The organism is Vreelandella sulfidaeris Esulfide1, assembly GCF_054072535.1.
The window spans coordinates 1,311,700-1,336,747 of sequence record NZ_CM133364.1; the positions used below are offsets into that span (position 1 = coordinate 1,311,700).

A 25,048-nucleotide genomic window follows, 5' to 3' on the forward strand; every position below is an offset into this window, starting at 1 on the left:
GGTACCTGAGTTCAAGGAGGAACGAATGTATTCATCAGCGCACTCATTGATGCAGCGTGTTTATACACCGCTCAATGCTTTGGAGGAACATGCTGAGCACCTGCAAGCGCAATCGCTCAGTGATTTAATAGGCGGTGATTCTGCTGCCGCCGTGCAACGATCAAATAACTTGGCATTTTCGCTGGGGCCGCTTCACTTGGACCTTAGCAAACAGCGGATTACCCCAAAAACGCTCTCACTATTAGTCGATTGGGCGCATAGTTGTGGTGTCGAATCGAAGCGAAAAGCATTGTTTGCTGGTGAAAAAGTCAACACGTCTGAGCGACGCTCTGCGTTGCACATGGCGGCGCGTTGGCCTGCTCATGCCACGCCGCCTAAGGGAATGGAAGCAGCGGTCGCTTTTTGTCAGCATCAGCGTGCCCGCTTAACAGCGATGGTAGAGCGTTTACATCGAGGCGAGTGGTTTGGTGCCAGTGGGCAGAAAATCACCGATGTGGTGCATGTAGGCGTTGGCGGCTCAGATTTGGGCCCCAAGATGGTGAGCGAGGCGCTGGCGGACCGGCCAAGCCATGCTTACATCAACGTTCATTATGTTTCCAGTATGGATGGCGCGCAGTTATTGCCGCTGATGGAACGCTTAGATCCGGCCACGACGCTGTTGGTACTAGCCTCCAAGTCGTTTACCACCGCTGATACACAGTTTAATGCACGTACTGCGTTGGCGTGGCTAAGTGATGCGCTGGAAATTGATGTGGCTACGGTATGTCGTTGTCAGCTAATTGGGGTCTCCTCAAAACCTGACAAAATGACTGAGTTCGGTATTCCAGACGCTCATCAGTTGGTCTTTAAAGACTGGATTGGTGGGCGTTTTTCGTTATGGTCACCGATTGGTGTTAGCGTCGCGATGCAGCTTGGTATGGCGAGCTTTAATGCATTGCTGGATGGTGCGCATGCCATGGACCGCCATTTCCTTGAAACACCGCTTGAGGAGAACTTGCCCGCGCTAATGGCGCTAGTCGGTGCATGGAATTGCCAGTTCTTGGGTATCTCCACCCATGCGGTACTGCCTTATGATGGCCGACTGAAGAGCTTGCCTGCTTATTTGCAGCAGCTAGAGATGGAATCGAACGGTAAGAGCGTATGCCTCGATGGCCGCTCTGTTACCCATGCCACTTGTCCGATTATTTGGGGCGATGTAGGGCCGAATGCACAGCATGCATTTTATCAATTGCTGCATCAGGGCGGTCATACCATCAGTGCTGATTTTGTCGCGGTGGCTGGGCGCGACGTGGACGCCGTGCCGGATGTTAGAGATGCCTTGGCAGCTCAAGAACAGTTAACATTAGCTAATTGCTTGGCCCAGGCGCAGTTATTTGCGCTGGGTGATGATGCGATACCGAAAGCGTTGCGTGGGCATATGGCGCAGGGCTATCGCGGTAATCAGCCCAATTCACTGCTGATGTTAAAGCAGCTAGATGCGTGGGGCCTTGGAGCGCTGGTAGCGCTTTATGAGCATAAAGTGTTCGTACAGTCGGTGCTTTGGAACCTGAATCCCTTTGATCAGCCAGGCGTTGAGCTCGGTAAAAAACTGGCGACGAGTCTTTTTAACACGCTGACGGGTAGTGATAACGAACAGGACTTGGTGAAAGATGCGAGTACCCAGCAGCTACTGCGTAAAGTGGGTGAATGGCGTCAGTAATATAGCCAGAATAGCCCGTATAAACGCTAGAAATAAAACAGTAGATACTGTCAATAAACAAAGCCAGTCACCAAATGAAGGAAGCCACTAATGACGCAGGTACGTAAAGCGATTATTCCAGTCGCGGGTTTTGGGACGCGTTTATTGCCTATTAGTAAATCGATCCCTAAAGAGATGGTCCCTGTGGTTGACCGCCCACTGATACAGCACGTGGTGGAAGAGGCATTAGCCGCGGGGATTAATGAAATCATTCTGGTGACCCGTTCAGGTAAATCCGCCATTGAAGACCACTTCGATGCCCATGTGGAGCTTGAGGATTCGCTGGCCAGTAAAGGAAAAGATGACCTGCTGAAAATGTTGGCTGATATCGCGCCGCCCTATTTAAAAATCACCAGCGTTCGTCAGCCTAATGCGCAGGGGCTTGGGCATGCGGTTTTTTGCGCCGCTCATTTATTGAGTAAGGATGAGCCTTTCGCCGTTATCCTGCCGGATGTATTGGTGAAGCCACAGCTGGGTAGCACAACCTGTGACTTGGGTGATATGGTCACCCGCTGGGATAAAAGCAACGCCGCGCAGATTATGGTGGAAGCAGTGCCGGAAGAAGAAGTTTACCGTTACGGGATTGTGGATTGTTCAGGTAACGAACCCAATGCGGGCGATAGCGTCGATATGCGCGGGGTGGTGGAGAAGCCTAAACCCGAAGACGCACCTTCACGCCTTTCGGTGATTGGCCGCTACGTGCTGCCATACCGCGTGATGGAGCTGTTAAGCGACCAACCCCCAGGTGCCGGCAACGAAGTGCAACTAACCGATGCGATTGATCGATTAATGCAAGAAGGTAAGCCAGTGCAGGCCTTCCGCATGAACGGTCGCACTTTCGATTGTGGCAACATAGATGGTTGGTTAAAAGCCAACTCCCTTCTTGCCCGCGAAGCGGGTTACGACGTGTAAGAATGTTACTCAACCCGGAGGCGGCTAGCGCCGCCCTTCGTGGGGCGCCTCATTGCTCTACTCAACCTTCGTTTTTTTGCAGGCTCTCCACTGGCAGATCAAGATGCTGTGGACGGTTGAGTACGTTCAGTAAAACAATGGCGCGCTCTTCCCCTTTGCAGCGGGCAAAGATGGCTTCAAGGTCTTTGAAAGGGCCTTCGGTAATGGTGACTTTTTCACCAGCGCTAAAATAGGTATGAATTTCATCTTTATGGTGTGGTTGGGCGCGCAGGGTATCGATTAAAGCGTCGGGTGTGGCGACGGGCCGATTACCGAACGTAAGTAACCGAAGTACACCCCGGGTGGAACGGATCGGTCGCCAGTTACTGACGACTTGATCTAAACGAATAAATAGGTAGTAAGGAAATAATGGCTCGTTAACGGTCACTAGCTTGCCTTGACGTTTTCGCTTAACGTTCAAGACAGGATGAAACACCTCGTATCCTTGGTTAGTAAGGTGCTCAGCAGCGCGGAATGATTCCCCACCTTTGCATTGAATAACGTACCAAGAAGGTATCGCTCCCTCTAAGTCGCTGAAAGAATCCATCCGTTCATCCTTGGGCTAAGCGAATATTAACTATGTGTAGCGTAATGATTAGATTACGGTAGCAGCGTGGCTAATGCATGTAACGTTTGGTCAATATGTGTTTTGGTGCGCTCACAGGAGAGAGTTGCATCGACTATCAATAACCTGCGATGCTTATCCAGTTCATAGCGCTTGACTGTCAGGGGGCTCAACTAAAAATAAACATAGGCACAACATTAATCTGTAACCTGCGTTATGCGGCCAGCGAGACTAACGCATATTGCCTCGCTTCTTCAAGATCAGCAGTACCCCAAACATTTTCTGTATCAAACCTCAGCCAGCTCATGCAGCGTAAAGGTTTAACGGGTTTCATCGCAGCGGCTGATAGGTAAAACGTCTAAAAGCATACTAGGATAGAGTTGGCTATTTATTAAGCTTAATTTGTAAATGGTCGGCGCCATCGCTTGTACCAATAATTACTTGCGTATGGTTGATATGTGTCAACGATTAAATGCGTCATAATATTGGTAAGTTGGCTATTGTATTGGCATTGCGGCTACAGCCCTCCTAATCAAAAGCAATTGGATATTATGTATATCAAGGTCACTCAGTGCGTTTGGCTTCTTCGCTAAAATTCATGCTCATCTCCCGTTCATTAAGAGGCCGGCTACTGCTGGGACTCGCAGTCACTTGGTTTTTGGTCGTCACGCTGTTGCTAGGCATGTCCTGGCAGCTGGGTAAAACCATGGTGCACGACACCAATATGTCGCACCTTCGGTATGAAGCTACTCTCCTGGCTGACGAAGTTACGCAACAAATAGAGCTGCGCTTCCAGGCATTAGAGCGACTACGCGAAACGATAGGCAGCACAGATGATGCGACTTGGGTTAGCTATCAGCTACAAAACAACGATGCTCTATCGGCCTGGTTCGAGGGAATTGTGGTTGCCAACCGCGAGGGAGAAATCATAGCCGACTGGCCTGCCGTCGTGGGTCGAGTAGGTCTTCAAACTGCTGAGCTTGAATACTTTCGTATGCTGCGTGGTTCCCGTCGGCCTTACGTTAGCGAGCCATTTGTAGGACGAGCGAGCGGTATGCCGATGGTATTAGTCGGTGTTCCTCGTTTCAATGAGGAAGGTGATTTTGACGGTTTAGTCGGCGGTATCGTAAGTCTTGCTTCAGGAGGGATGTTCAGCCGTTTAGCCAAAGTGCGCTTGGGAGAGAAGGGCTATGCGGGGGTGGCCACGGCAACCGGGAAGATTTTATATCACCCAAATGCAGCGCTAGTTAACAACTCAGTACCCGATAAGAGTTTTAACCCCTGGCTAGACTTAGCGCTGGATGGCTGGGAAGGAGATACTGTTGGCAAGTTAATGAATGGCCAAATGGCGCTCCAGTCCTATGCCCAGGTGTGGCCTGCTGGCTGGATCGTTGGCCTTTATTTGCCGATTGACCAAGCACAATTACCATTGGCTGACTTTATTCGAAAACTCTGGTGGCTATGGCTGCCACTGGCAATTTTAATGCTTCCCTTGTTGTGGTGGTTATTGGGTCGTGTGCTTTCGCCCCTCAAACACTTGGAAAAACAAATTGGCGAGGTAGGGCGGGGCCACCGCGAGGATGTCAGTCTGGCGACGAATATGCAGGAATTGCAGCAAGTCGCTGGTACTTTCAATCGGGTTGAAAAAGAACGACAGCAGTTGCTTGGCCACCTTCAAGAGCGTGAGGCATTTCTTGATTCTGTGCTTAATGCGGCGCCTCAAGGTATGTTTGTCGCTAATATTCGGGGCGATATTACGTATATGAACCCAGCGCTGCTGACTATGCTGGGAATTCCTGCTGAACTGCCTATGGATGCTTGGCTGCACCAAATCCACATCGATGATATTAACGGCGCTCAGGATATGTGGCGGTATAGCCTGAGGACTGGTAATGATTTTGTACGTCAACTGCGGTTCTTGCGTAGCGATGAAGAGCTGTTATGGCTGGATATTCATGCCAGCGTAGTCATGCTTTCCCAGGATGGCCATACCCTCGGTTTAGTGGGCGTTGTGAAAGATATTACCGAGCGCCGAGAGCAGGAGGCTCTTCAACGATGGGAGGCGGAGCATGATCCGTTAACCGGTCTACTTAATCGTCGCGGTTTTGAGCGCCGCCTGGAAGAAGCCTTTGCCGACTTCCAAAAAACCAGCACGCCTTCGGCCTTATTATTGTTCGATTTAGATCACTTCAAGCCCATTAATGATGAAGGTGGCCACGCATTAGGGGACGAAATGTTGCGCCGTATTGCTCAGATAGTCGCCTGGGAGGTTCGTCGCAGCGATCACGTAGCGCGACAGGGTGGTGACGAGTTTGGCGTGCTGCTACCCAGTTGCACCTTGGTTCAGGCGACGAGAATTGCAGAAGCTTTACGACAAGCGGTGGGCGATATCTCGGTGACTCATGAAAGCAAGGAATACAGGGTCACACTGAGTATTGGCGTGACCACATTTGATGAGTCTGACTACAATGTGGCCAACGTCTTAGCTCGTGCCGATGCCGGTAGTTACAAGGCCAAAGGGCAGGGCAGAGATGGGGTAGTAGTCAATACCCCCCAACATCAAGTAACTGTCTTGATGCCCTTCGATAAACTTAATTAAACTTCGGGTAAGTGCTTTGAGCCGTCACTTCTGCTTAGAAAATGCTTACCAGTCGACAAAACTTGCACAACAGTAGAATATAAGCAGATGCTGAACTTGTTGTTAGAAGCCAGTTTTTGAAATCCAGGCTGATCGAGATACTGTTGTGAATCTAATTGAATTGTTTTCCCGCACGCTGGATACCACGCTACCTGTCTTCGCAATGGTATTTGTAGGCCTCGGCCTTAAGCGTTTGAAATGGATTGATAGCGCCTTCGTCTCGACCGCTTCAGCGCTGGTTTTTAAAGCAACGCTCCCCACCTTGATTTTTCTCAGTTTGATAAAAGCCGACTTAAGCGTTGCGCTGGATGTGTCGCTGATGGTGTTTTTTGCCGTGGCAACGCTCTGTCAGTTCCTGCTCAGTTGGGCATGGGCGCACTATCGTATTGCTCGCCAGGATCGAGGTATTTACGTCCAGGGTGCGTTTCGCGGTAATTGCGGGGTAGTGGGATTGGCACTAGCGGCGGGCATGTACGGTAACTATGGCCTGTCAGCGGGCAGTCTTCTGCTGGGCGTGGTGATTGTGATGTATAACGCGTTCTCGGTTGTCGTGCTGGCATTCTATCAACCTGGCCAGTCCACCGATTGGCGCAGCCTGCTCAAATACGTCGCTAAGAACCCGTTAATTATTTCCGTATTTGCGGCATTACCCTTTACCGCACTTTCGATTTCTCTGCCCAGTTGGGTGGTTACCTCGGGGGACTATTTTGCCTCGTTAACACTTCCGCTGGCGCTGATTTGTATTGGCGCGACGCTCTCCGTTTCAAGTATGCGTGACAGCAGCCAAGTGGCACTAGGCGCTAGTTTGATGAAGATGGTTACGCTACCGATACTCTCCACGTTGGCGGCCTGGATGATGGGCTTTTCAGGTGAACAGCTGGGCTTGCTGTTTCTGTTCTTCGCAAGCCCCACCGCCGCCGCCAGCTTTGTGATGGTGAAAGCGATAGGCGGCAATGTGTCATTAGCGGCCAATATCATCGCTATCACCACGCTGATGGCGAGCATAACCGTCACGCTGGGTGTCTTTGCACTGCGTTTGCTTGGTTGGATCTAGTCATTGCTTAAAGTGAGCAACTCGGTTGGCCCTGTCTAAGTTGACGCGTTATACTACCCGCCCGCTTCAAAGGGTAGCACCCTCAAGTTTGTATTCAGTTTAAGTCCCTGTAGCTCAGTAGGATAGAGCAGCCGCCTCCTAAGCGGCAGGTCGCAGGTTCGACTCCTGCCAGGGACGCCAATTAAATCAGTTGCTTAGCTTTGTTTTCAATCCCCCTCGTTCCGCGATTTAGCCTTTCGACCCCACAGGCGACCCCACAGAGAAAGCTCGCTATAAGCTGTATTCCTACTATATTGCCCTCTACTAATGTTATTCCCGACTGCACAATTTTTAACGCGTGGACCAACCAATAAATGCATTACCTACGTTTTTAGCGCTCCTAAGTATTCTCCCAGCCATACCTATGACGTTGTTCGATACAATAAGCACTTGCTAGGAAAGTGTTGCCACATCACGTATACGTGATGAGTTCGCATCTAGGCACGCGGCAAAACCTCGCAGTTAGGAGGGCGCATTATTAATTGGCATGTTTTCATGGTGGGTGTTGTTGTGAATGAGGCAACTACAGCAGTTATTGATTAAGTGCACCTAAGCGTGTGGAAGTTAGTCGCAGAGCCTGGCTGAGGAACTACGTAGGCTAAAGTATGTACCCTGTCATTTGGCTTGTTTTGTAGATGGATTCAACATATTGTAGAACTTATTTTAAGTTGTTTATTTTTTTTTGTATAATAAGTCACTGTTTTTAAGGCTTTTTATTGATTATTTTACAGATGTTGCGATTGAGGAATTAAGATAGTGAGTGATCTTGCGACGTTTCACCATCATGACTTGACGCTCCTGAATCCATCCTTTGATTCGCCTTTGGTAGATGTGCTGACTGAGCTTGAGCATCTCAGGAGACTTCGGTTTGAAGGCACTACCCCAGCCCCCACCTTTTTTCAGCTAAAAAACATTTTTCATATATTGGAGAGTTTAGGGTCGGCAAGAATCGAAGGGAACCATACTACACTGGCTGACTACGTTGAAAGCACGCTAGAAGGTACGCAGCGCTCAAGTGACCATTTAAGCGAGATAGCCAATATAGAAAAGGCTATGTCATACATAGAAGAAGAGATAAGTCCTGGATATCCTATCTCAGAACATTTCATAAGGGAGATACATCATCTCGCAGTCGATGGCCTTAAAAGGGAAGGAGATGAAACACCTGGAACTTATAGAACTGGCCAAGTCAGAATAGCCAAATCCAAGCACCTTCCTCCAGAGCCATTTCGGGTTGGAGAATACATGCGGGAGCTAGTTGACTTTATAAATGGTGACGATCAACCAAAATACGATCTAATGAAAGTTGCTTTAGCCCACCATAGATTCGGGTGGATACACCCATTTAGTAATGGTAATGGGAGGGTGGTCCGTTTGTTAACCTATGCGTTAATGATCAAATATGGGTTTAACGTTTCGATGGGTAAGACGGTCACTGGGCGTGTACTCAACCCGACGGCTGTATTTTGTAATGACAGGGAGCGTTACTATGAAATGCTATCGCTTGCTGATTCAGGCTCCTCAGAGTCGCTACATGACTGGTGTGTATATGTTTTGCAAGGGGTTCTAGAAGAGCTCAAGAAATTGGACAAACTTACAGACTACTCGTTTTTGAAAGAAAACATTTTGTGGCCAGCGTTAGAGCATGCCCGAGAAAGAGAGCTGATAACATCACAAGAGATGGGTATTCTAAATCTGGCTATTGAGAAAACTGTGGTTAAAGCAAGTGACCTTTCTTCTGTAATGAAAGGATCAAAGCCACCTCAAAGAACATACCAAGTGCGTAAGCTTGTTGATGCTGGGATGCTGAGACCGATAGTCGAGGGGGCTCGACAATATACGATTGGTTTTGATAATAGCTTTCTAGTAAGAGGGGTCATAAGAGCACTATCAGACAATGGTTTTATTCCATCTCAAGTTGAAATGCCTTGATGAACGGGTTGTGGGGGGGCTGAACTAAGAGTAATGAAATAACGACCTTTGCCCCCACCGCAACCATAATGGCTGCAAGGCATGCCTACTTCTAAATCGTATGATCTTGCATGCAAGGCCTATATGCCGGCCTCTTCACAATGGCTGGCAAAAGCCTAATTTGCTGCAATCTTACAAGTGGCTCAAGCTCACATGTAAGCGCCAGCAATGGCCATTCACAAAGAGTTTTAGAGGAAAAGACTAATAAGAGTTGAACCGCCCCGGCTTTACCGGAGACTCCATATCTTGAGAGGATGGAGTTATGAACTCACCAAAACGATATTCCCCAGAAGTCCGGGAGCGAGCTGTTCGATTAGTCCTTGAACAGCAAGGCGAATACCCGTCCAAGTGGGCGGCGATCTGCTCCATTGCCAGCAAGTTTGGCTGTACACCAGAGACCTTAAGAGCCTGGTGCAAACGCTCAGAACTCACGCAGGAAGATAGCTCGGCTAACCTGCCTGAAAATGAACGACTCAAGCAGCTAGAGCGTGAAAATACCGAATTGAAGCGTGCCAATGAAATTCTCCGTAAGGCGGCTGCTTTTTTCGCCCAGGCGGAGCTCGACCGCAAACCCAATTGATGGTGTCATTTATCGACGAGCATCGTGCTCAGTTCGGGGTCGAGTCGATTTGTAGCCAACTGCCAATCGCCCCATCGACGTATTACCACCACAAGGCACTTGAAGCTGATCCTGAACGGCGGGCAGACCGGTATCGGCAGGATGAGTTTCTTACCGCTGAGATTCAGCGAGTGTGGGAAGATAACTTCTGCGTCTACGGTGCCCGTAAGGTCTGGCGGCAACTCCGCCGTGAAGGCGTTAATGTTGCTCGTTGCACTGTAGAGCGGCTCATGCGCCGCCTGGGAATTCGCGGCGTGGTGCGAGGCCAACGCCCCTTCACGACCATCAGTGATCCCGGCCAGAAACGGGCACCTGATTTAGTGAAACGTGACTTTACGGCCATGCGTCCAAATCAGCTTTGGGTGGCCGATTTTACCTATGTCGCTACCTGGTCTGGCTTCGTTTACGTTGCGTTCGTTATCGATGTTTATGCACGCTGTATCGTGGGTTGGCGTGTAGCGACGTCGATGAGAACAGCACTGGTGCTGGACGCTCTAGAGCAAGCTCTGTGGGCACGAAAACACAGACAAGGGTTGATCCACCATAGTGATAGGGGAAGCCAATATCTCTCGATCCGCTACACCGAGCGTATGGCTGACGAGGGTATCAATGCCTCAGTCGGCACCACCGGCGACTCCTACGACAATGCGCTGGCAGAGACCATCATCGGCTTGTTCAAAACGGAGGTGATCCATCATCGTGGCCCATGGAGGGGACTAGATGCCGTTGAGTATGCCACGCTGGAATGGGTTGATTGGTTCAATAATCGCCGACTGCTGGAGCCTATCGGAAACGTTCCACCAGCAGAACGAGAAAGGACGTATTATCGTCAATTGGAGGAGTCGGGTGAAGCTGCCTGACTCAAACAAACCGGTCTCCGGAATAACCGGGGCGGTTCAAGTTGCGGCATTACCAATATAGCGGGTAACGGCGATGCCTTGCGAGGTTGTTAACCAAAATAGCGATTACTAGCATAATAACGCAGCCTAAGCCTATGGGGAGGAGTGGGAACCACCAGCCTAATTGATGCACGCTCTCTTCTCCTGCAACTGCAATTAAGGCTGCTGCAGCGCCTGGCGGATGCACCGTATGGGTGAGTTGCATCGCTAAAATTGCGAGTGAGACGGCTAAAGCCATTGCTAGTGGTGTAGCCCCTAACCCTTGGTAGCACGCTACGCCAATGGCCGCGGAAACAATACTTCCAAATAGAACATGACTGGGTTGAGCGAAAGGGCTATCCGGAGCCGCATAAATCAATACGGAGGTAGCACCGAATGACCCCACTATTAATAAGTTTTGTGGAAACCAGCCTGCGCTTAATAAACAGATGGTCGCCATGCCACTGAACGCGCCGAACCAAGACCAAAGCGCGTCCTTCCAACCGAAGAAAGGACGCTCTCTACGCCCACCACGCATTTTATTTAGGTAAAACTTCATTTTAGTCAACGATAGCAAGGGGGCTAGCTATGATGGCAAACGAGGGAAGATTAGCAAGCGAATTACAGTCAGTTGACTATTAGTTTTGTTCAATTTGATAGATAGATACTCGCATTGAGGTTCATGCAGCTCACTTTTAGGCGAACCGGGAGTGCACAGCATCAATGTCATATGAAATCATGCTGAAACGGGTATATGCCCCGTTAGAGGATCGGGACGGCGTACGTGTATTAGTCGATCGATTATGGCTTTGCGGAAAACCGCGAAATACGCTTGCACTCGATAAGTGGTGTTGGAGAGTGGTTCCATCACCCAAATTGCGACGTCACTATCATCAGCAGAAGATGAGTCATGCTGTCTTTACTACTCGTTCAGAATTACGTTGCCAGAGCGATAAATTTAAATGACCAATAAGTTTTTAAAGACGCCAGCAAAGCCAAACCGCCGAGTAGCCTAGCGATGCGATTTTCATAGCAACGGCCAACGGGCGCAAGAATGCGTTCATTTAAAACCCCGCCAAAGCGGGGTTGGTATTAGGTGTGAATCACATGTTCGATGGCGGTTGCCACAAACTGGTTTAGACTCTGCCCCCCTAGCATTAGCAGCATCTACTGCATGCTCGTGAATTTCAGCAGGCAGGCGAACCTGGAACTTGCCCGAATAGGACTTGGAAGGCTGAATGCCGAGGCGCTCGCACTCTTCAAGAAAAATGCGAAGGGATAGCCGTCCTTCCTTGCGAAGATCGGAGACACTATCGGCGTAGAAATCGGCGCTGCCGTTAAGTCCGACGAACTCGCCGCGAAACATTTCAACCTCTAGATCGTACTAAATCACGGTGCGATAGCCGTCGATAGCCATGATGTTGTTCATAAGGCTTCTCCATTCTCTTCTAACCACTTACGGACACAGGCAAAGGCACCGTTGTCTGTATCTGGTGATGGGTGCGGACGGTGAAATACGCGCACTTCGCCGAACAGCACAACCGCGATTTTTAGGCATCGGCCTGCCTCGTGCGACAGAGAAAAAACACTTTAATAGGCCTACAGGGAGAGCCGGAACTAGGAGCCATAGTTTAGTTATGATATATAAAAAAATATTCTAAACGCCCAGCCTGAAAAACCAATGAAAAATTGACCTAGATCAAAAATACAAAATTATTGTTTTTTAATGATTCATGTTCGGATGGCTCCTGCCGATAGTGAATTTACTTGCTTAAAACACGCATTGCTATTGCATGTTATTGAATTGCACCTTCCCTTGGCTGGATACATTCGTTACCGATTGATCCCCTATCTAAGAGCGGAAAATGAATAACGTATTGAAAAACCTCTCCGTTAAGTCAGGCTTAACGGCTGTTCTGGGCTTGTTTACTGCATTGATCATCCTAGTCGCTGCGTTGGGGTACCAATCTAGCACGCTGGGTGCTAGTTCGATTGATGAACTTAACCGTATCAATATTGAGCAGTTGAACGCTCTCAACCGTGCGCAAGTAAATATCGCTGACACCCAGCTGTTTTTCCTGAATCATCTCGACGCTTTGAACGAAGGGGAGCGGGCTCTGGCAGAAGCGCATCTCGAAAAAGCTGACCAAATGCTGCAGAGAGCCCAGGAGCGTTTTGAAGTCTTCGCAGCAGTACCTAAGTCAGAGCAAGGAAAGCACTATGCAGAAGCGCTAATAGCTGCTTTTAATCAACTTGTGACTAGTGGTTTAAAACCGCAATACCAGGCATTAGAGCGAAATAATGAAAGCGCCTTTCGTGCGGCTAAACGTGAAGGTGACCAGCTCAACCTAGCCTACATGCAGGCTAATGAAGCTTTCATCGATTTTGCGAGGACACGCGGTCAGAACCTTATGGCCGATTACCAATCGACCATGTCTAGCTCTAGTTATATTGGGCTGGCTGCATTGCTACTGGTTGGCTTTTGTGTCGTCTTGGTTCGGGTAGGCATGATGCGTGTTGTCATTCGTCCCCTTCTTGAAGCCGTGCAGCATTTTGAGCAGATTGCTAAGGGAGACCTTTCGCACAAGATCGCCGATCGTGGGCGAAACGAAATTGGCCAACTGTTCGCAGCCATGCAGCATATGCAGACAGGGCTTTATCAAACCGTTTCAACTGTGCGTGACAGTAGTGAGTCCATCCATATCGGCGCACGTGAAATTTCCGGTGGCAATGCCGACCTATCATCGCGTACTGAGCAGCAAGCAGCTTCACTAGAAGAGACGGCTGCCAGCATGGAACAGCTAACCGCCACAGTGAAACAAAACTCAGATAACGCTCGACAGGGCAGTATGTTAGCTAGTGAGGCTTCTGCTACAGCAGCTCGTGGTGGAGACGCCGTTGATCAAGTGGTCGTGACAATGCACGGCATAGCGGAAAGCTCTAAAAAGGTAAGAGACATCATTGGCGTGATCGACTCGATTGCCTTTCAGACCAATATTCTGGCGCTCAATGCCTCTGTTGAAGCAGCCCGTGCGGGGGAACAAGGGCGAGGTTTCGCCGTTGTAGCGAATGAAGTGCGCAATCTCGCTAGCCGTAGTGCTGATGCAGCTAAAGAAATTAGGGCATTAATCGAAACATCGGCTGGTCAGGTTGACCAGGGCTCAACCCTAGTGGAAGGAGCAGGCCAAACGATGGAAGATATTATGGCTTCTGTGAAGCGTGTTGCCGATATTATGGATGAAATTTCTGCCGCTTCGATGGAGCAAAGCGACGGGATTGAGCAGGTAAATCAAGCTGTGTCACAGATGGACGAGGTTACTCAGCAGAACGCAGCTCTCGTTCAGGAATCTGCTACAGCGGCATCGTCCCTTGAAGAGCAAGCAGCGCAGCTTGAATCAGCGGTCTCAACCTTTAAGCTGTCGGAGGGAGAGGTTCGAGGGCACCTTCCTGTCGGCAAACCCATATCTAGGACAATCTCCCCTGCTATAAAGGTTCGTGCTCCAAGTGGAAGACTGCCTAGCTCTAAAACGGCAGAGCTGGAGTGGGAAGAGTTTTAAGTAAGAGCCTAACTCAAAGGCAGGTTATCGTTAGTTAGTGTTGAAACCCAGCCCCACGGCTGGGTTTCTATTTTACTCATGCTTTTCTCGCTTGATCCCAAGTTAACTACCTGAGTGATTCCTACACTTGGCTCTGGAACCGTCTTGGTTAGTTTCGAAGTGATGGCCGTGCCGTGTTCGGTGCGGTGATCCGCTAGAGAGCTTTCGATCGTCGCGCGGTAGCTTAGCCTACTCACGATATCTGGTCGGTGGCGGCGCTTGGAGCGTGTCTGGGTGTTGCTTTGTTATAGCGCACCACGTGGCAGGTGAGAGTGACGGAGGCAAGGCGTTGTTATCTGGTGAATATCCAGCAATGTCGCGTAGCTTTCGGGGACCGAAGCCGCTGCTACTGGCAATTTCACCCCAAGTGACCTTTTACAGGTGATCGCTCCGGTGCTGTTCGCGGGTACTTCGTTGCACCACAAAACGCCGATTACCTAGACCCCTACTATGTTATGCATTTCGCGCCGAACTGATCGATCAGGAGGCCAACCTGCAAGAGGAAGGCATTGATGTGTCGGGGTGTATCGGCCACGTGCCTGAGTTTGTCAGCACTTGACTGTGCTGGTTGGCGAGGTGCGGCAAGTGATGCACGTCAGCCTTCCTTGGTTGGCCCAGCACGGCGAGCCAACACACCCGAATGAACTGGAGGCGTTGTCCAGGGTAGTGGCTGAAGGCGGCAACTTGAGCGGCCGTTGGTGCTTCGAGGAGAAGAGCATGCGTGTATAGGTAACAGCCATCAGCATGACTGCGCATCTGCGCCAGTCACGCGGCTTTAATGGGGGGCGAGGCAGGCGCCAGGCTTGTCCTAACAGCTGGCCGCGTATGCGCACCTTCGTTTATTTTCTTGTCGAGCGGCTAGTTGTGAACGGAGAGGGCAGGAATACGCATCAGCGTTGAGAGCTGTGATGTACGATCTGTTAACAAGTCGGCAAGCGTATATTGATCCAATACTTTAAGGAATGCCGTGAGCGCTTCCGCCAAAATTGGCTGCAAGCGGCATGAGGGCGTGATCACGCAATTATTACCCTCGCGAAAACACTCAACCAGCGCCATCTCGTGCTCGGTATCACGAACCAGCGCCCCAAGTGAAATCGTTTCGGGTTGGCGTCCAAGCAGTAACCCGCCACTTTTACCGCGAATGGCGGTGAGATATCCCTTCTGATTGAGCTCTTGAACGATTTTCATCAAGTGATTACGTGAGATAGAGAACGTCTCTGCTATCTCACTGATCGTGGTCCGCTCTTCGCCCTTAACTGCGAGGTAGAGCAGTACGCGAATGGCGTAATCGGTATAGCGAGTCAAATGCATAGAGGACCATCGGCTCAAAGAAAACGCCATTGTACGGTGTGTGCAGACGTGCGGAAATAATATTCGGTTTCAGTTTACGCCGAAAGGAAAGCTTGGTAGTTTAAAGAAGTATTTATGATGCATCTTATGGAGGGCGTATGTTAACACCTATTCAGGAAGAGGTAGTTCAAGCCACAGCGCCTGTCGTGGCTGAGCATCTAGACGAAATCACTCAACGCTTTTACCCGCTTATGTTTGAGCGCTACCCGCAAGTAAAGCCCTTATTTAACCAGGCACATCAACAAAATGGTGGGCAGCCCCGCGCACTGGCAGGGATGATTCTTGCCTACGTGCAGCTACGCCATTCACCACAAAAGGCGTTAGAAACATTGCAAATCGTGGTGAATAAGCACGTCGCTCTGGATATTCAGCCGGACCAATATCCCATTGTGGGCGAATGCTTGATGGCGGCGATTGGTGACGTTCTGGGGGATGAGGTCACGCCCGAAGTCGCTGATGCATGGAGTGCGCTCTATCAGGAGTTGGCCGACCTATTAATTGGCCTGGAAAAGCAGCGTTACCAAGCGTTTGAGCAGGAGCCTGGCGGCTGGCGCGGGACTCGGCGTTTTCGTATTGCGAAAACCCAACAGGAGAGCCGCGTGATTCGCTCGTTTATTCTCGAACCAGAAGATGGTGGCCAAGTGGCTGCGCACCTGCCCGGGCAATATATCGGTGTCAAACTCAGTATCAATGGCCAGCCGGTTTATCGCCATTATAGCCTTTCGGATGTACCCAACGGCCGCTCTTATCGGCTTTCTATTAAGCGGGAAGCTCAAGGCGTAGCGAGCCGTTTTTTTCATGACCAGCTTAGCGTCGGCGATACCATCGAACTGCTGCCGCCTGCGGGTGAGCTAACCTTGGTGGGTGATAAAGAGCCGCTAATGCTGATTAGCGGGGGCGTCGGTCAAACACCCTTGCTGCCAATTGCCAAGCAGGCGCTTGAGCAGGGACGCTATGTTACTTACCTGCATGCTGCGCTAGATGCCGAGCACCATGCCTTTGTCGACGCAGTAGAGGAGCTACGCAGCGCCTATCCCAACCTGCTGGAAACCGTCACCCTCTATGAAAATGAAGCGGGTGGGGATCATCAAGGGCGTATCAACGAGAACCTGCTTGCGAGCTACCTGCCGCCTCAGGCCCGCTGTTATTTTGTGGGGCCACATGGTTTTATGTCGCTTGTTAATCAAGAACTGGAACGTTTGGGTATACCTGCATCGAAGCGACATTTTGAACACTTTGGGCCTGCCGAGGCATTGAGCGCTGCGTAACTCATAGGGCGGCTGTCGACAGCAGAGCCTGAGGAAAGAAAGTATTGACGTGAGTAATACACACTGTGCCAGTGGCGGAATTGAGGGTGAGCGGCCTGATGCTCTCGCCCCTCTTACTCGATAGTTGTAATTATTTACATATACGTCAATACTTTCTCCATTACCCTCTAAGAATATCAACTGCCCGATTTTTGCATCACATGGACTAGTATCAATCGCAGTAAATAAGGCATTGTCAGCGGAGAGGGTGACAGAGCGATGGTGTATCACATTGAGCTGAAGCGCGTGTACGCTCCTATCGACGAGCAGGATGGCGTTCGTGTATTAGTCGACCGATTATGGCCCCGTGGGAAGACGCGGAGCACTCTTGCGCTGGATGAATGGTGCCGAGAAGTGGCGCCATCATCCGAGTTACGCCGACACTACCTCCAGCAGAAAATTAGCCAAGCCGTTTTTAACTCACGCTACCGTCATGAGCTCAAAAGCGCACCGGATAACGTACTACCGCTAATGAGGTATGCGCGGGAGGGTCGCCTTACGTTACTTACCGCAAGTCGCCACATAGAAAAATCGCACCTTCCAGAGCTAAAGGAAACGACGCTGGCCGCGCTTGCAGAAGAAGACGCTAGTGACAGCGAACCCTCTTCTTCCCCTTGCTATGCTCAAACCTTACCCACTTCTCTACGCTAGGGATGACCTCAAACACATAATAGCTAATAGCGCCTTTTTTATACGCTCGGACCTTAGCTAAGCCAAGAGAGGGGAGAGTGCTCCACCGCAACGCCAACTATGTAGGCGAACGTCAAAACCGCGGCGACGGCAGCCGTGGCACGAATTCTAGGCGTTCTACCAAGTTTGATAGCGACAGTGCCGAGCAAAATATAAATCACAAGCGCCGTGATTTTGGCGATAAGCCAGGGTGGTAGCGGCCAGAAGTTGAGTAGAACGGCCAGTGTTACGCCGAGCGTGAGCAGTAGGGTATCGATCACATGGGGTACGACTTTAACCCAGCGCGCTTGCAGTAAAGATACTCCCCGAACCGACCAGAATGCCCGTAGAACAAAAAATGCCAGGCTGGCATAAGCCGCTGTGATATGCAGCTGTTTCAATACTAAGTAGTGTTCAATCACCCTCATCCTCCCGCGCTGTTTGCCGCGCAAAAAATGGGCGATTGTTAGCCGTCCTCGCCATCAACACGCATGCTCAATAGTGGTACAGCGTAGTGCAACACAAACACTAGATAGCTTAAGCACCAGGCAATAATCACGACGCTGTAAACCCAGTGGCTAGAATGAGGAAATAACACTAGCCATACCGAGCGTAGCAGCGCAGCGATAAGCAGAACCCCTAACGCCACCCCAACACCTGGCAGTGTTCGAATGGTGCGCCCCGTGTGACCTAATGACACCCGCGCCATCATTGCCAGCATCATCGTGCCCATGCTACCAATCGCAAGCGCGTGAAGGGCGGTCTCTACCCGTTGACCAGTGAAGAGCTGCCACGCCCACATCGCCAACCCCAGCGGAATAAATGCATAGCTGAGGTGTAGTCCCCAGAGCAGTGGCTCTTTCCAGCTTAGCCATCCCTTCCAAAAGCTTAAACGCCAACCGTTGCTGATAGCCGCTATTACCATTAACGCCGCCAGCGTCGTATTAGCGCTTAGGCTGCTGAGCATGATTATCCCTTGAAGGAGTACGACTGACGCCAGGGCGCCCACGCTGGTAATCTCAATCGAGCGCCTTCGATCAGGTTGAGGAATCCCCAGCTTACGCGAAGTAAAAAACGGAATAACGCGACCCCCTAACAGCACCATCACTAACGTGATTATCAGTATCGCCAAGTGTCCCGCCTCAGGGATCAAGAGTGTATTGCCGGTCATAACACCGACATGCATGGCGATATTCGTCAGCGCCAGCACAAGAAGAACAGGAACAAACATCAGGTTACGCCACATTCGTACGGTGATGACAGGTTTTGCCATAGCTAACGCTACTAGTGGCAAAAATGAACCGTCAATCAGAAGCAGCAACCAAGCGGGCAAGTGAGCAGCGTAAGCAAGGAGTAAGCGAGCGGTTAGCCATAGGCTTACGAGTGCAAAGAGTGGCCAGCCAGACAGGCCAGGGCGCCCTGTCCAGTTCTGAACCGCCGTCAGTAGAAACCCGGCAATAATGGCGCTGCCAAAGCCAAACAGCATCTCGTGCTGATGCCACCAGAACATGCCGCCGTAGGGAGCAAGCCATAAATTGCCGTGCCAAAACGCTAGCCAAACTAGCAGTGCCAGTAAGCTAAATAGCGCGCCTAGTAAGAAAAAGGGCCGAAAGGCAAGGCGCATAAAGGCGAAGCGTTTAGGATTGCAACGTGCTGTCATGAAAAGCCTATTGGCGAAGAGCCAGAATTTTGATCAAGTTTACGTAGTCTACAAAACTGCCACTTAGAATTGATGACGTAGATCAATGGCAGCAAGCTATTTTTACTTCACCAGTTTGTGGTTGTCATAACCCATATAAGCGTCAGGCGCTTTGCTTGCAGCGCTGACATTAGAAAAGACGCTACTTACCTTTTGATAAGAATCAAAGCTCATGTTTTTTCAGATGGTTGAATCGCCCCAGGTTTCGTAGACACCTCCAGGCCTTATACTAAAGGTATCTAGGAGGATCCATGAGCCGCCCCCGTTACACTGAAGAATTCAAAATCGAAGCTGTTAAACAGGTGGTAGAGCGTGGCCATCGCGTGGCCGAGGTCGCTGAGCGTTTAGGCGTGTCAGGCCACAGCTTGTACCACTGGATCAAGCGCTACGATAAGCCGGCAGAACAACGGCAAGAAGATGATGATCTTCAAGCTGAAAACCGTCGTTTAAAGGCTGAATTAAAACGCGTGTCAGAAGAGCGAGATATATTAAACAAGCCACCGCGTACTTCGCCAGAAAGTCCGACTGAGGTACGCGTTTATGCAAAAGCATGCGAGCCAATATCCGGTACGGCGCTTGTGCCGCATGATGACCGTGCACCCTAGCGGCTACTATGCATGGTGCAAAAAAGCACTGTCTAATCGAGAACGGGATGATCAGCGTCTCTTGGGATTGATCAAGCATGCGTGGCTGGAAAGTGGCGATGTATATGGCTATCGCAAGGTCTATCAGGATTTGCGTGAGGCTGGCGAAGCCTGCGGTAAGCACCGAGTGGCCCGCCTGATGCGTAGGGAAGGTTTACGCTCTCAGACGGCCTATCGACGACGCCTTGGCTGCTATGGCGGTGGAAAACCGGCTGTTGTATCACACAACCATTTAGACCGTCAGTTTGAAGTAACAGTGCCCAATGTTGCTTGGGTGACGGACATTAACTACATTCGGACATACGAGGGTTGGCTCTCTTTATCGGTGGTCATCGATCTATTTTCTCGTCAGGTTGTTGGATGGTCGATGAAGCCACGTATGACCACGGAATTGGTGCTGGATGCTTTACTGCCAGCAGTTTGGCGACGCAAGCCGCAAAGAACTGTGATGGTGCATTCGGATAGTAAATGGCAGTTTAGATAGAGGGTTATATCGCTATCGTCATCTTATGGAGGATACCTTTCTAAGTCGAAGCCATATCGCGCCATAGCGGCGCGTTAAGACAAACTCAAGCGAAACTACGAAAGCATGGTGGCTTAGCTTGTGTTTTTTATGGCTGCCCATGTGAAACGTCAACAGGCCCTAGAAGCTGGGTGATCAAATAACCCTTCCCCAACGAAATGCCGTGGGCTCTAGAGCAGGTGGCATTTCGCTGACGGGTGAGGGTTACTGCGCGGTTAGCAGCATGACCACCGATAACGAGGCAGTTATCCACATGGCTGGCTTGATCTCGACAAAGCGCCCGGTGAGCAGCTTAATCAACACAAAGCTGATAAAGCCAAAGGCAATTCCCAGCGTAATTGAGTAGGTCAGCGGCATCAGAGTGATCGCCAGAAAAGCGGGGAACGCCTGATCAAAGTGCTCCCATTCTATCTTGCTGATGGGTGCCATCATGAACAGTCCCACCATGACCAGCGCTGGTGCGGTTGCAATATTTGGCACCAAAGAAAGCAGTGGCGAGAGAAACAAGAACGGCAGAAACAACAGCGCAATTACCAAAGCCACCAACCCGGTGCGCCCACCCTGGGCCACCCCCGCGCCGGACTCAATGAATGTCTGCGCCGCACTCGTGCCAAGCGGAGCGGCAATCATCGAGGAAAAGGCGTCTACTGTCATTGATCGCTTGAGATTGCGGGGGTTGCCTTCTTCATCCTTGAGATCGGCAGTTTCGGCCAACGCCATAAAGCACGACATGGCGTCAAAGAAGTTGGTGAACAGCATCACGAAGATGAACGGCAAGTAGCCGACTTTCAGCGCCCCCATAATGTCCACTTTCATGACCGCGCTGAAATCTGGCCATGCGGCAAGGCCTGTCCAAGCCACCAAGACTTCGTCTCCCCACAGTCGTCCCATGGGTGCGGCGGCCAGTGTGGTCAGCGCAATGCCCATGACCAGTGCACCGTTAAAGCGCATTATCACGAATACTGCCGTGGCAATCAGGCCCAGAAAGAATGTGGCCAGGTGAGCATTCATAGTGCCAAGCGAGACCACAGTGGCATCGCTTCCCACAATGAAGCCGGCATTTTGCAATCCGATGAAGGTGATGAACAGCCCTATTCCGCAGGTGATCGCATAACGCAGCGACAGCGGAATTGCCTCGATCACGGCCTTGCGCACATTGAACAGCGCCAGCACCGCAAAGATTACCCCGGACCAGAACACGCAGCCAAGTGCTACTTCCCAACTGATGCCTGCGCCCAGCACTAAGGTATAGGTAAACAACGCGTTCATACCCATGCCCGGCGCCACCATTATGGGGTTGCGGGCGTAAAGCGCCATGGCCAAACTGCCCAAGAAGCTGATCAGAACAGTGGCTGAGAGCGCGGCAGAGAAGGGAATGCCGGCATCGCTGAGTACGGCTGGGTTGACGACGATGATGTACATGCCAGCAAGGAAGGTAGCAATACCAGCGAGGACTTCTGTTTTTATAGAAGAACCGCGTTTGGATACATTGAAAAAGTGATCCAGAAATGGCGTACGGCGCGCCGCATCGGCAGCATCCGAGGTGTGTGCCTCGGAAGAGTGAGCAGTCGTTTCATGCATACCCAATACCTTGTTGTATTTGTGGTTGGAGGTGTTGTTATTGGAATTTAACGGTCTTCAAAATTTTCTGACCATTCGGTCAAGTCTATTCAGGCAACCATAGTCGGTCAAGGCAGGACAGACTGGTTTTTGACGAGCTCTTTCGTCCTTGAAATAAGCGATCGAGATGAGGGTAGACGATGGGTACCATGAATTGAGGTTGAGTGAGAAGCGAACTGCAGTTATTCCAATGGAAGGTTTACACTCTCAGACTGACTATCGACGGCGTCCTGGCTACTCCCAGGCGTACGAAAGCTGGTTCTATTTATCGATGGTCATCAACCTATTTTCTCCTCAGGTCGTAGCTGGTCGATAAAACCACGCAAGACCATAGAATTGGTTTTGGTTGCTTTATTGTCAGCAATTTGGCGTCGAAAGCTACAAGGAACTGGATGGTGCATTTGGATCAGGAAGGCCAGCTCAGTAGCGGAGACTGGCAAAGCTATCTGAAAGCTAACCACTGTGTGGGCAGCATGACCTGACGTGGTAACAGCCATGGAAACGAGGTTGCTGAAAGTCTCTTTCAACTCCTCAAGCGAGAGCGGATTAAGTGAAAGATTAATTCGACACGGTAAGCGGCTAGACGCGACGTGTTCAATTATGTCGAAATGCTTTACAACCCAAAGCGCCGACACGGCACTAGTGATAACTTGTCACGGTTGAGTATGAAAGGCGTTACTTTAAGGGCATAACGGGTGTCTAGAATATCCGGGTCGATTCATCCAGTCTCTTCGAAGCCGCCAGCGCTATCCGCCACAACACGCTATAAAAGTGCGTCATACAATCCATAGAAACCACAACACGCTGTAAAAGTGCGTCATACAATCCATAGAAAACGCAGTTTTTGCACTCGAATCACCCTAATCTTTTGCTTTATTTCTGTGGATAAGCCGTTGGTGCGCCGTAGAATCCATACAAATTGCGTCGGAGTCCATAGAACCTGGCTGAGACCTCGCGATCGAGAACAGCGCGTCCTTGATTCTATAGAAATGACGGAACCACTGGGCGGAACGATCACTGAAAACGGCGTGGTTACTCCGTAGAAGGGGAGTTAATTGCTTCTCTCTCAGCAAACTATAAGAGTAACTACGCGCTTAACCTATTGTAATTTATGACGTATCAGGGTAGCTGCGTCATAGCATCCATAGAATATTCAAAGAACTTTATTCTCCCATGTTTACTGGGAGCTACTGTCTCATACATGGCATCCCCCGCTCTAATATGCACAAAAAATCCCTACGTAAGTTACTGAAATATAATAGAGATATGGATAACTGCGTCACGGAATCCATACAAAGTGCACTGAAAGAACATAAATGCCTTAGTTATCCATGAACCAGGCGAAAAACGTGAGAATGTCCTTACGGAGCGGGAAGTGCCACTGTAGTAACGCGCTGAATTAGCAGTGGAATTTATATAAGTGCGTCGTGGCATCCATAGAAAACCATGTGATAGCTGCATAAACTGGCTGGAACCAATCAATCATCTCCAACTAGAGGAGGGTATCAAACAAAGGTGACCGGGACTGCGTCAAGGGTAGCCTAAAGGGCTTCTATGCAAGTGGAGCTGAATGCCTTGAGCACTTCGTAGCCTTTAGACGAGGCAGAGCTGTACAAAGCGACGCGGTTTCATAAATTTCTATCTTAAATAGAGCAGGACGACCTTCAATGACGAGGTGATATCGAAACAATTAGAGAATGTGAAAAATTGCTAGCGCTATCGTCTAGAATACCTGGAGATATCCACAGGTCGCCCATGTTGGCATCTTCATCATGAGCCTTAATAGCGCCATTGACCTACCGTTCGGTATAGCGTGTCATTCTCATAGTAGGCTCCCCGTCAACCATAGTTGGTTGTAAACCTCACCAAGTTCGTAATGTTAGTTTCCGGGGAAAAAACGACGAATCTCAATACACGCTGAGAATGATGAAATATTTTTTCCTACACACCCTTAAGCTTTATGTACAAGTGCCGATACAAACTTTGCACCAGAATTTGACCAAACGGTCGTTCGAATACGTCGTCTTGTATAGGAAAGAAGAATGAAGCTTCAGAAAGCCCTCATTGTACCTTTGACCACCGCTTCCTTGGCGGTATGTAGTGCCTACGTTATGGCTGCACCCGATGTCAGGGTCAGTGGTTTCGGTACGCTCGGTTATGTCACCACCGATACCAATGATGCTGAATACCGTAGCAGCCTGCGACAGCACAAAGGTGCAACCGAATCCAACGGTGATTGGGGTGTTGATAGCCGCTTAGGTCTGCAAGCAAACACTACCTTCAACGAAACCTTCTCGGCAGTGGCGCAGGGCTACATCAGCCGTCGTGATGGCGACTCTTCTCCCGATATCGAATGGCTATTTCTGCAAGCCGACGTGCTTGACGGTACGAGCTTTCGCGCCGGTCGCATGCTAGTTCCGACATTTTTACTCTCTGATTTCCGTCAAGTTGGCTATGCCCAGCACTGGCTACGCTCACCTGTCGAAGTCTATGGCAATTTCTTGAACACCTCCTTTGATGGATTGCAGAGCGTTTCGCGCTTCGCATTGGGCGACTACAACGCCACCGTCCAGCTATCAGGCGGTGAGGCCACGGGCAATAAAAAGTATTTCGCTGTTGGCAACAACTTGTTTGAAACCGATGAAAAAAGCGACAGCCTCTATTCTGCAAATGTATCGCTACAGCAGGGCGATTGGACGGGCCGCGTCGGCTACACGTACATGAAGGACGTTGAAATTGTTAGCGGCGGTCGCGCCATTCAGAGTGGCGACGACAACTTCTATAGCGCTGGCCTGCAATACGATAACGGCACCGTTCTCGCCATGTCAGAATATATTTGGCGTCTTTGGGATGCCGAAGGTGCTCAGGATGGCACGTTGGACAGTGAGGCATTCTACTTGACTGCCGGGTATCGTTTTGGCGATGTCATGCCCTATGTGACGTATTCAAAATTCACGCCTGAAGGTAATGGCTATGTCGCTCAGGGCAGCTCCATGGATAGCCGTAAAACAACCGCTATTGGTGCGCGCTGGGATGTTGTCACCAACCTGGCATTAAAAGCTCAGATCGAAGAAGTAAGTGGCGGCGTGGGTGATCAGTTTATTTCTGATCCGAGCCGTCAAGGCCGCGAGCCAACCACGCAAGTCTATAGCATCGCCCTCGACTGAACCGCCCCGGTTATTCCGGA

The 25,048-nt window shown here is 50.3% G+C and carries 19 protein-coding genes, 1 tRNA gene, 2 pseudogenes and 1 other annotated feature; of the genes and pseudogenes, 15 read left to right on the forward strand and 7 right to left on the reverse strand.

Features of this window, described 5'->3' with window-relative positions:
• Positions 1 to 25: 25 nt before the first annotated feature.
• Entirely contained in the window at positions 26 to 1,699 is a 1,674-nt protein-coding gene (gene pgi / locus ACW44H_RS06055; RefSeq protein ID WP_457507725.1) for a glucose-6-phosphate isomerase, read from the forward strand.
• A 90-nt stretch (positions 1,700 to 1,789) separates the two neighbouring features.
• Entirely contained in the window at positions 1,790 to 2,650 is an 861-nt protein-coding gene (locus ACW44H_RS06060) for a UTP--glucose-1-phosphate uridylyltransferase (protein ID WP_457507727.1), read from the forward strand.
• Between the two features lie 61 nt (positions 2,651 to 2,711).
• Here ACW44H_RS06060 and rfaH read toward each other — a convergent pair whose 3' ends face one another.
• On the reverse strand, positions 2,712 to 3,236 hold the full coding sequence (gene rfaH / locus ACW44H_RS06065) for a transcription/translation regulatory transformer protein RfaH (protein WP_457507729.1): 525 nt from the start codon (positions 3,234 to 3,236) through the stop codon (positions 2,712 to 2,714).
• Between the two features lie 616 nt (positions 3,237 to 3,852).
• On the opposite strand from rfaH, the gene ACW44H_RS06070 reads away from it, so the two are divergent.
• From ACW44H_RS06070 to ACW44H_RS06090, 5 genes are all read left to right on the forward strand, one after another.
• On the forward strand, positions 3,853 to 5,853 hold the full coding sequence (locus ACW44H_RS06070) for a sensor domain-containing diguanylate cyclase (protein WP_457507731.1): 2,001 nt from the start codon (positions 3,853 to 3,855) through the stop codon (positions 5,851 to 5,853).
• A gap of 145 nt (positions 5,854 to 5,998) precedes the next feature.
• The gene (locus ACW44H_RS06075) at positions 5,999 to 6,946 is read left to right on the forward strand and encodes an AEC family transporter (protein ID WP_457507733.1); all 948 of its coding nucleotides are present in this window, start codon (positions 5,999 to 6,001) and stop codon (positions 6,944 to 6,946) included.
• A 103-nt stretch (positions 6,947 to 7,049) separates the two neighbouring features.
• Positions 7,050 to 7,126, forward strand: a tRNA-Arg gene (locus tag ACW44H_RS06080).
• A gap of 615 nt (positions 7,127 to 7,741) precedes the next feature.
• Entirely contained in the window at positions 7,742 to 8,917 is a 1,176-nt protein-coding gene (locus ACW44H_RS06085) for a Fic family protein (protein ID WP_457507735.1), read from the forward strand.
• 301 nt (positions 8,918 to 9,218) lie between these two features.
• Positions 9,219 to 10,435, forward strand: a protein-coding gene (locus ACW44H_RS06090) for an IS3 family transposase (protein ID WP_457505098.1) whose coding sequence is annotated in 2 segments (ribosomal slippage) — positions 9,219 to 9,504 and positions 9,504 to 10,435 — 1,218 coding nt in all. Because the reading frame shifts where the segments join, the coding sequence is not laid out codon by codon here.
• Positions 9,494 to 9,610: a sequence feature (AL1L pseudoknot), on the forward strand. Its footprint overlaps the gene before it by 117 nt.
• A 49-nt stretch (positions 10,436 to 10,484) precedes the next feature.
• Here ACW44H_RS06090 and ACW44H_RS06095 read toward each other — a convergent pair.
• On the reverse strand, positions 10,485 to 11,012 hold the full coding sequence (locus ACW44H_RS06095; RefSeq protein ID WP_457507737.1) for an HPP family protein: 528 nt from the start codon (positions 11,010 to 11,012) through the stop codon (positions 10,485 to 10,487).
• A gap of 179 nt (positions 11,013 to 11,191) precedes the next feature.
• Here ACW44H_RS06095 and ACW44H_RS06100 point away from each other — a divergent pair, with 179 nt between their 5' ends.
• The gene (locus tag ACW44H_RS06100; protein ID WP_457508945.1) at positions 11,192 to 11,419 is read left to right on the forward strand and encodes a DUF488 family protein, N3 subclade; all 228 of its coding nucleotides are present in this window, start codon (positions 11,192 to 11,194) and stop codon (positions 11,417 to 11,419) included.
• Positions 11,420 to 11,513: 94 nt separating this feature from the next.
• Here the strand turns inward: ACW44H_RS06100 and ACW44H_RS06105 are convergent, their stop codons facing one another.
• Positions 11,514 to 11,819, reverse strand: a complete 306-nt coding sequence (locus tag ACW44H_RS06105; RefSeq protein WP_457507739.1) for a type II toxin-antitoxin system HicB family antitoxin — start codon at positions 11,817 to 11,819, stop codon at positions 11,514 to 11,516.
• 499 nt (positions 11,820 to 12,318) lie between these two features.
• On the opposite strand from ACW44H_RS06105, the gene ACW44H_RS06110 reads away from it, so the two are divergent.
• Together ACW44H_RS06110 and ACW44H_RS06115 are read left to right on the forward strand one after the other, a co-directional pair.
• A complete protein-coding gene (locus ACW44H_RS06110; protein ID WP_457507741.1) occupies positions 12,319 to 14,010 on the forward strand; it encodes a methyl-accepting chemotaxis protein in 1,692 nt (563 codons plus the stop codon).
• A 627-nt stretch (positions 14,011 to 14,637) separates the two neighbouring features.
• A complete protein-coding gene (locus ACW44H_RS06115) occupies positions 14,638 to 14,778 on the forward strand; it encodes a hypothetical protein (RefSeq protein WP_457507743.1) in 141 nt (46 codons plus the stop codon).
• Between the two features lie 129 nt (positions 14,779 to 14,907).
• Here ACW44H_RS06115 and ACW44H_RS06120 read toward each other — a convergent pair whose 3' ends face one another.
• On the reverse strand, positions 14,908 to 15,360 hold the full coding sequence (locus ACW44H_RS06120) for an Rrf2 family transcriptional regulator (RefSeq protein ID WP_457508947.1): 453 nt from the start codon (positions 15,358 to 15,360) through the stop codon (positions 14,908 to 14,910).
• Positions 15,361 to 15,497: 137 nt separating this feature from the next.
• Between ACW44H_RS06120 and hmpA the strand changes: the two genes are divergently transcribed.
• Positions 15,498 to 16,667, forward strand: coding sequence for an NO-inducible flavohemoprotein (hmpA, locus tag ACW44H_RS06125; RefSeq protein WP_457507745.1), 1,170 nt, complete (start codon positions 15,498 to 15,500; stop codon positions 16,665 to 16,667).
• 258 nt (positions 16,668 to 16,925) lie between these two features.
• The gene (locus ACW44H_RS06130) at positions 16,926 to 17,357 is read left to right on the forward strand and encodes a DUF488 domain-containing protein (RefSeq protein ID WP_457507747.1); all 432 of its coding nucleotides are present in this window, start codon (positions 16,926 to 16,928) and stop codon (positions 17,355 to 17,357) included.
• Positions 17,358 to 17,410: 53 nt separating this feature from the next.
• Here the strand turns inward: ACW44H_RS06130 and ACW44H_RS06135 are convergent, their stop codons facing one another.
• A complete protein-coding gene (locus tag ACW44H_RS06135; protein WP_457507749.1) occupies positions 17,411 to 17,797 on the reverse strand; it encodes a SirB2 family protein in 387 nt (128 codons plus the stop codon).
• Between the two features lie 44 nt (positions 17,798 to 17,841).
• A complete protein-coding gene (locus ACW44H_RS06140; RefSeq protein ID WP_457507751.1) occupies positions 17,842 to 19,035 on the reverse strand; it encodes an NnrS family protein in 1,194 nt (397 codons plus the stop codon).
• Between the two features lie 290 nt (positions 19,036 to 19,325).
• Here ACW44H_RS06140 and ACW44H_RS06145 point away from each other — a divergent pair.
• Positions 19,326 to 20,196 (forward strand): annotated as a pseudogene (locus ACW44H_RS06145) (IS3 family transposase); the annotation flags it as partial.
• A 249-nt stretch (positions 20,197 to 20,445) separates the two neighbouring features.
• On the opposite strand, the gene ACW44H_RS06150 reads toward ACW44H_RS06145, so the two are convergent.
• Positions 20,446 to 21,822 carry an NCS2 family permease gene (locus ACW44H_RS06150; RefSeq protein ID WP_457507753.1) on the reverse strand — a complete coding sequence of 459 codons (1,377 nt, stop codon included), beginning with the start codon at positions 21,820 to 21,822 and terminating at the stop codon, positions 20,446 to 20,448.
• 229 nt (positions 21,823 to 22,051) lie between these two features.
• Between ACW44H_RS06150 and ACW44H_RS06155 the strand changes: the two are divergent.
• Positions 22,052 to 22,564, forward strand: a pseudogene (locus tag ACW44H_RS06155) (DDE-type integrase/transposase/recombinase); the annotation flags it as partial.
• Between the two features lie 1,339 nt (positions 22,565 to 23,903).
• A complete protein-coding gene (locus ACW44H_RS06160; protein ID WP_457507755.1) occupies positions 23,904 to 25,028 on the forward strand; it encodes a hypothetical protein in 1,125 nt (374 codons plus the stop codon).
• The last annotated feature ends 20 nt before the right edge of the window (positions 25,029 to 25,048 follow it).

Coding starts and splice junctions, on each gene's coding strand:
- pgi (WP_457507725.1), top strand. CDS start 26: ATGTATTCATCAGCGCACTCATTGATGCAGCGTGTTTATACACCGCTC.
- ACW44H_RS06060 (WP_457507727.1), top strand. CDS start 1,790: ATGACGCAGGTACGTAAAGCGATTATTCCAGTCGCGGGTTTTGGGACG.
- rfaH (WP_457507729.1), bottom strand. CDS start 3,236: ATGGATTCTTTCAGCGACTTAGAGGGAGCGATACCTTCTTGGTACGTT.
- ACW44H_RS06070 (WP_457507731.1), top strand. CDS start 3,853: ATGCTCATCTCCCGTTCATTAAGAGGCCGGCTACTGCTGGGACTCGCA.
- ACW44H_RS06095 (WP_457507737.1), bottom strand. CDS start 11,012: ATGAAGTTTTACCTAAATAAAATGCGTGGTGGGCGTAGAGAGCGTCCT.
- ACW44H_RS06100 (WP_457508945.1), top strand. CDS start 11,192: ATGCTGAAACGGGTATATGCCCCGTTAGAGGATCGGGACGGCGTACGT.
- ACW44H_RS06105 (WP_457507739.1), bottom strand. CDS start 11,819: ATGTTTCGCGGCGAGTTCGTCGGACTTAACGGCAGCGCCGATTTCTAC.
- ACW44H_RS06110 (WP_457507741.1), top strand. CDS start 12,319: ATGAATAACGTATTGAAAAACCTCTCCGTTAAGTCAGGCTTAACGGCT.
- ACW44H_RS06115 (WP_457507743.1), top strand. CDS start 14,638: ATGCACGTCAGCCTTCCTTGGTTGGCCCAGCACGGCGAGCCAACACAC.
- ACW44H_RS06120 (WP_457508947.1), bottom strand. CDS start 15,360: ATGCATTTGACTCGCTATACCGATTACGCCATTCGCGTACTGCTCTAC.
- hmpA (WP_457507745.1), top strand. CDS start 15,498: ATGTTAACACCTATTCAGGAAGAGGTAGTTCAAGCCACAGCGCCTGTC.
- ACW44H_RS06130 (WP_457507747.1), top strand. CDS start 16,926: ATGGTGTATCACATTGAGCTGAAGCGCGTGTACGCTCCTATCGACGAG.
- ACW44H_RS06140 (WP_457507751.1), bottom strand. CDS start 19,035: ATGACAGCACGTTGCAATCCTAAACGCTTCGCCTTTATGCGCCTTGCC.
- ACW44H_RS06150 (WP_457507753.1), bottom strand. CDS start 21,822: ATGCATGAAACGACTGCTCACTCTTCCGAGGCACACACCTCGGATGCT.
- ACW44H_RS06160 (WP_457507755.1), top strand. CDS start 23,904: ATGAAGCTTCAGAAAGCCCTCATTGTACCTTTGACCACCGCTTCCTTG.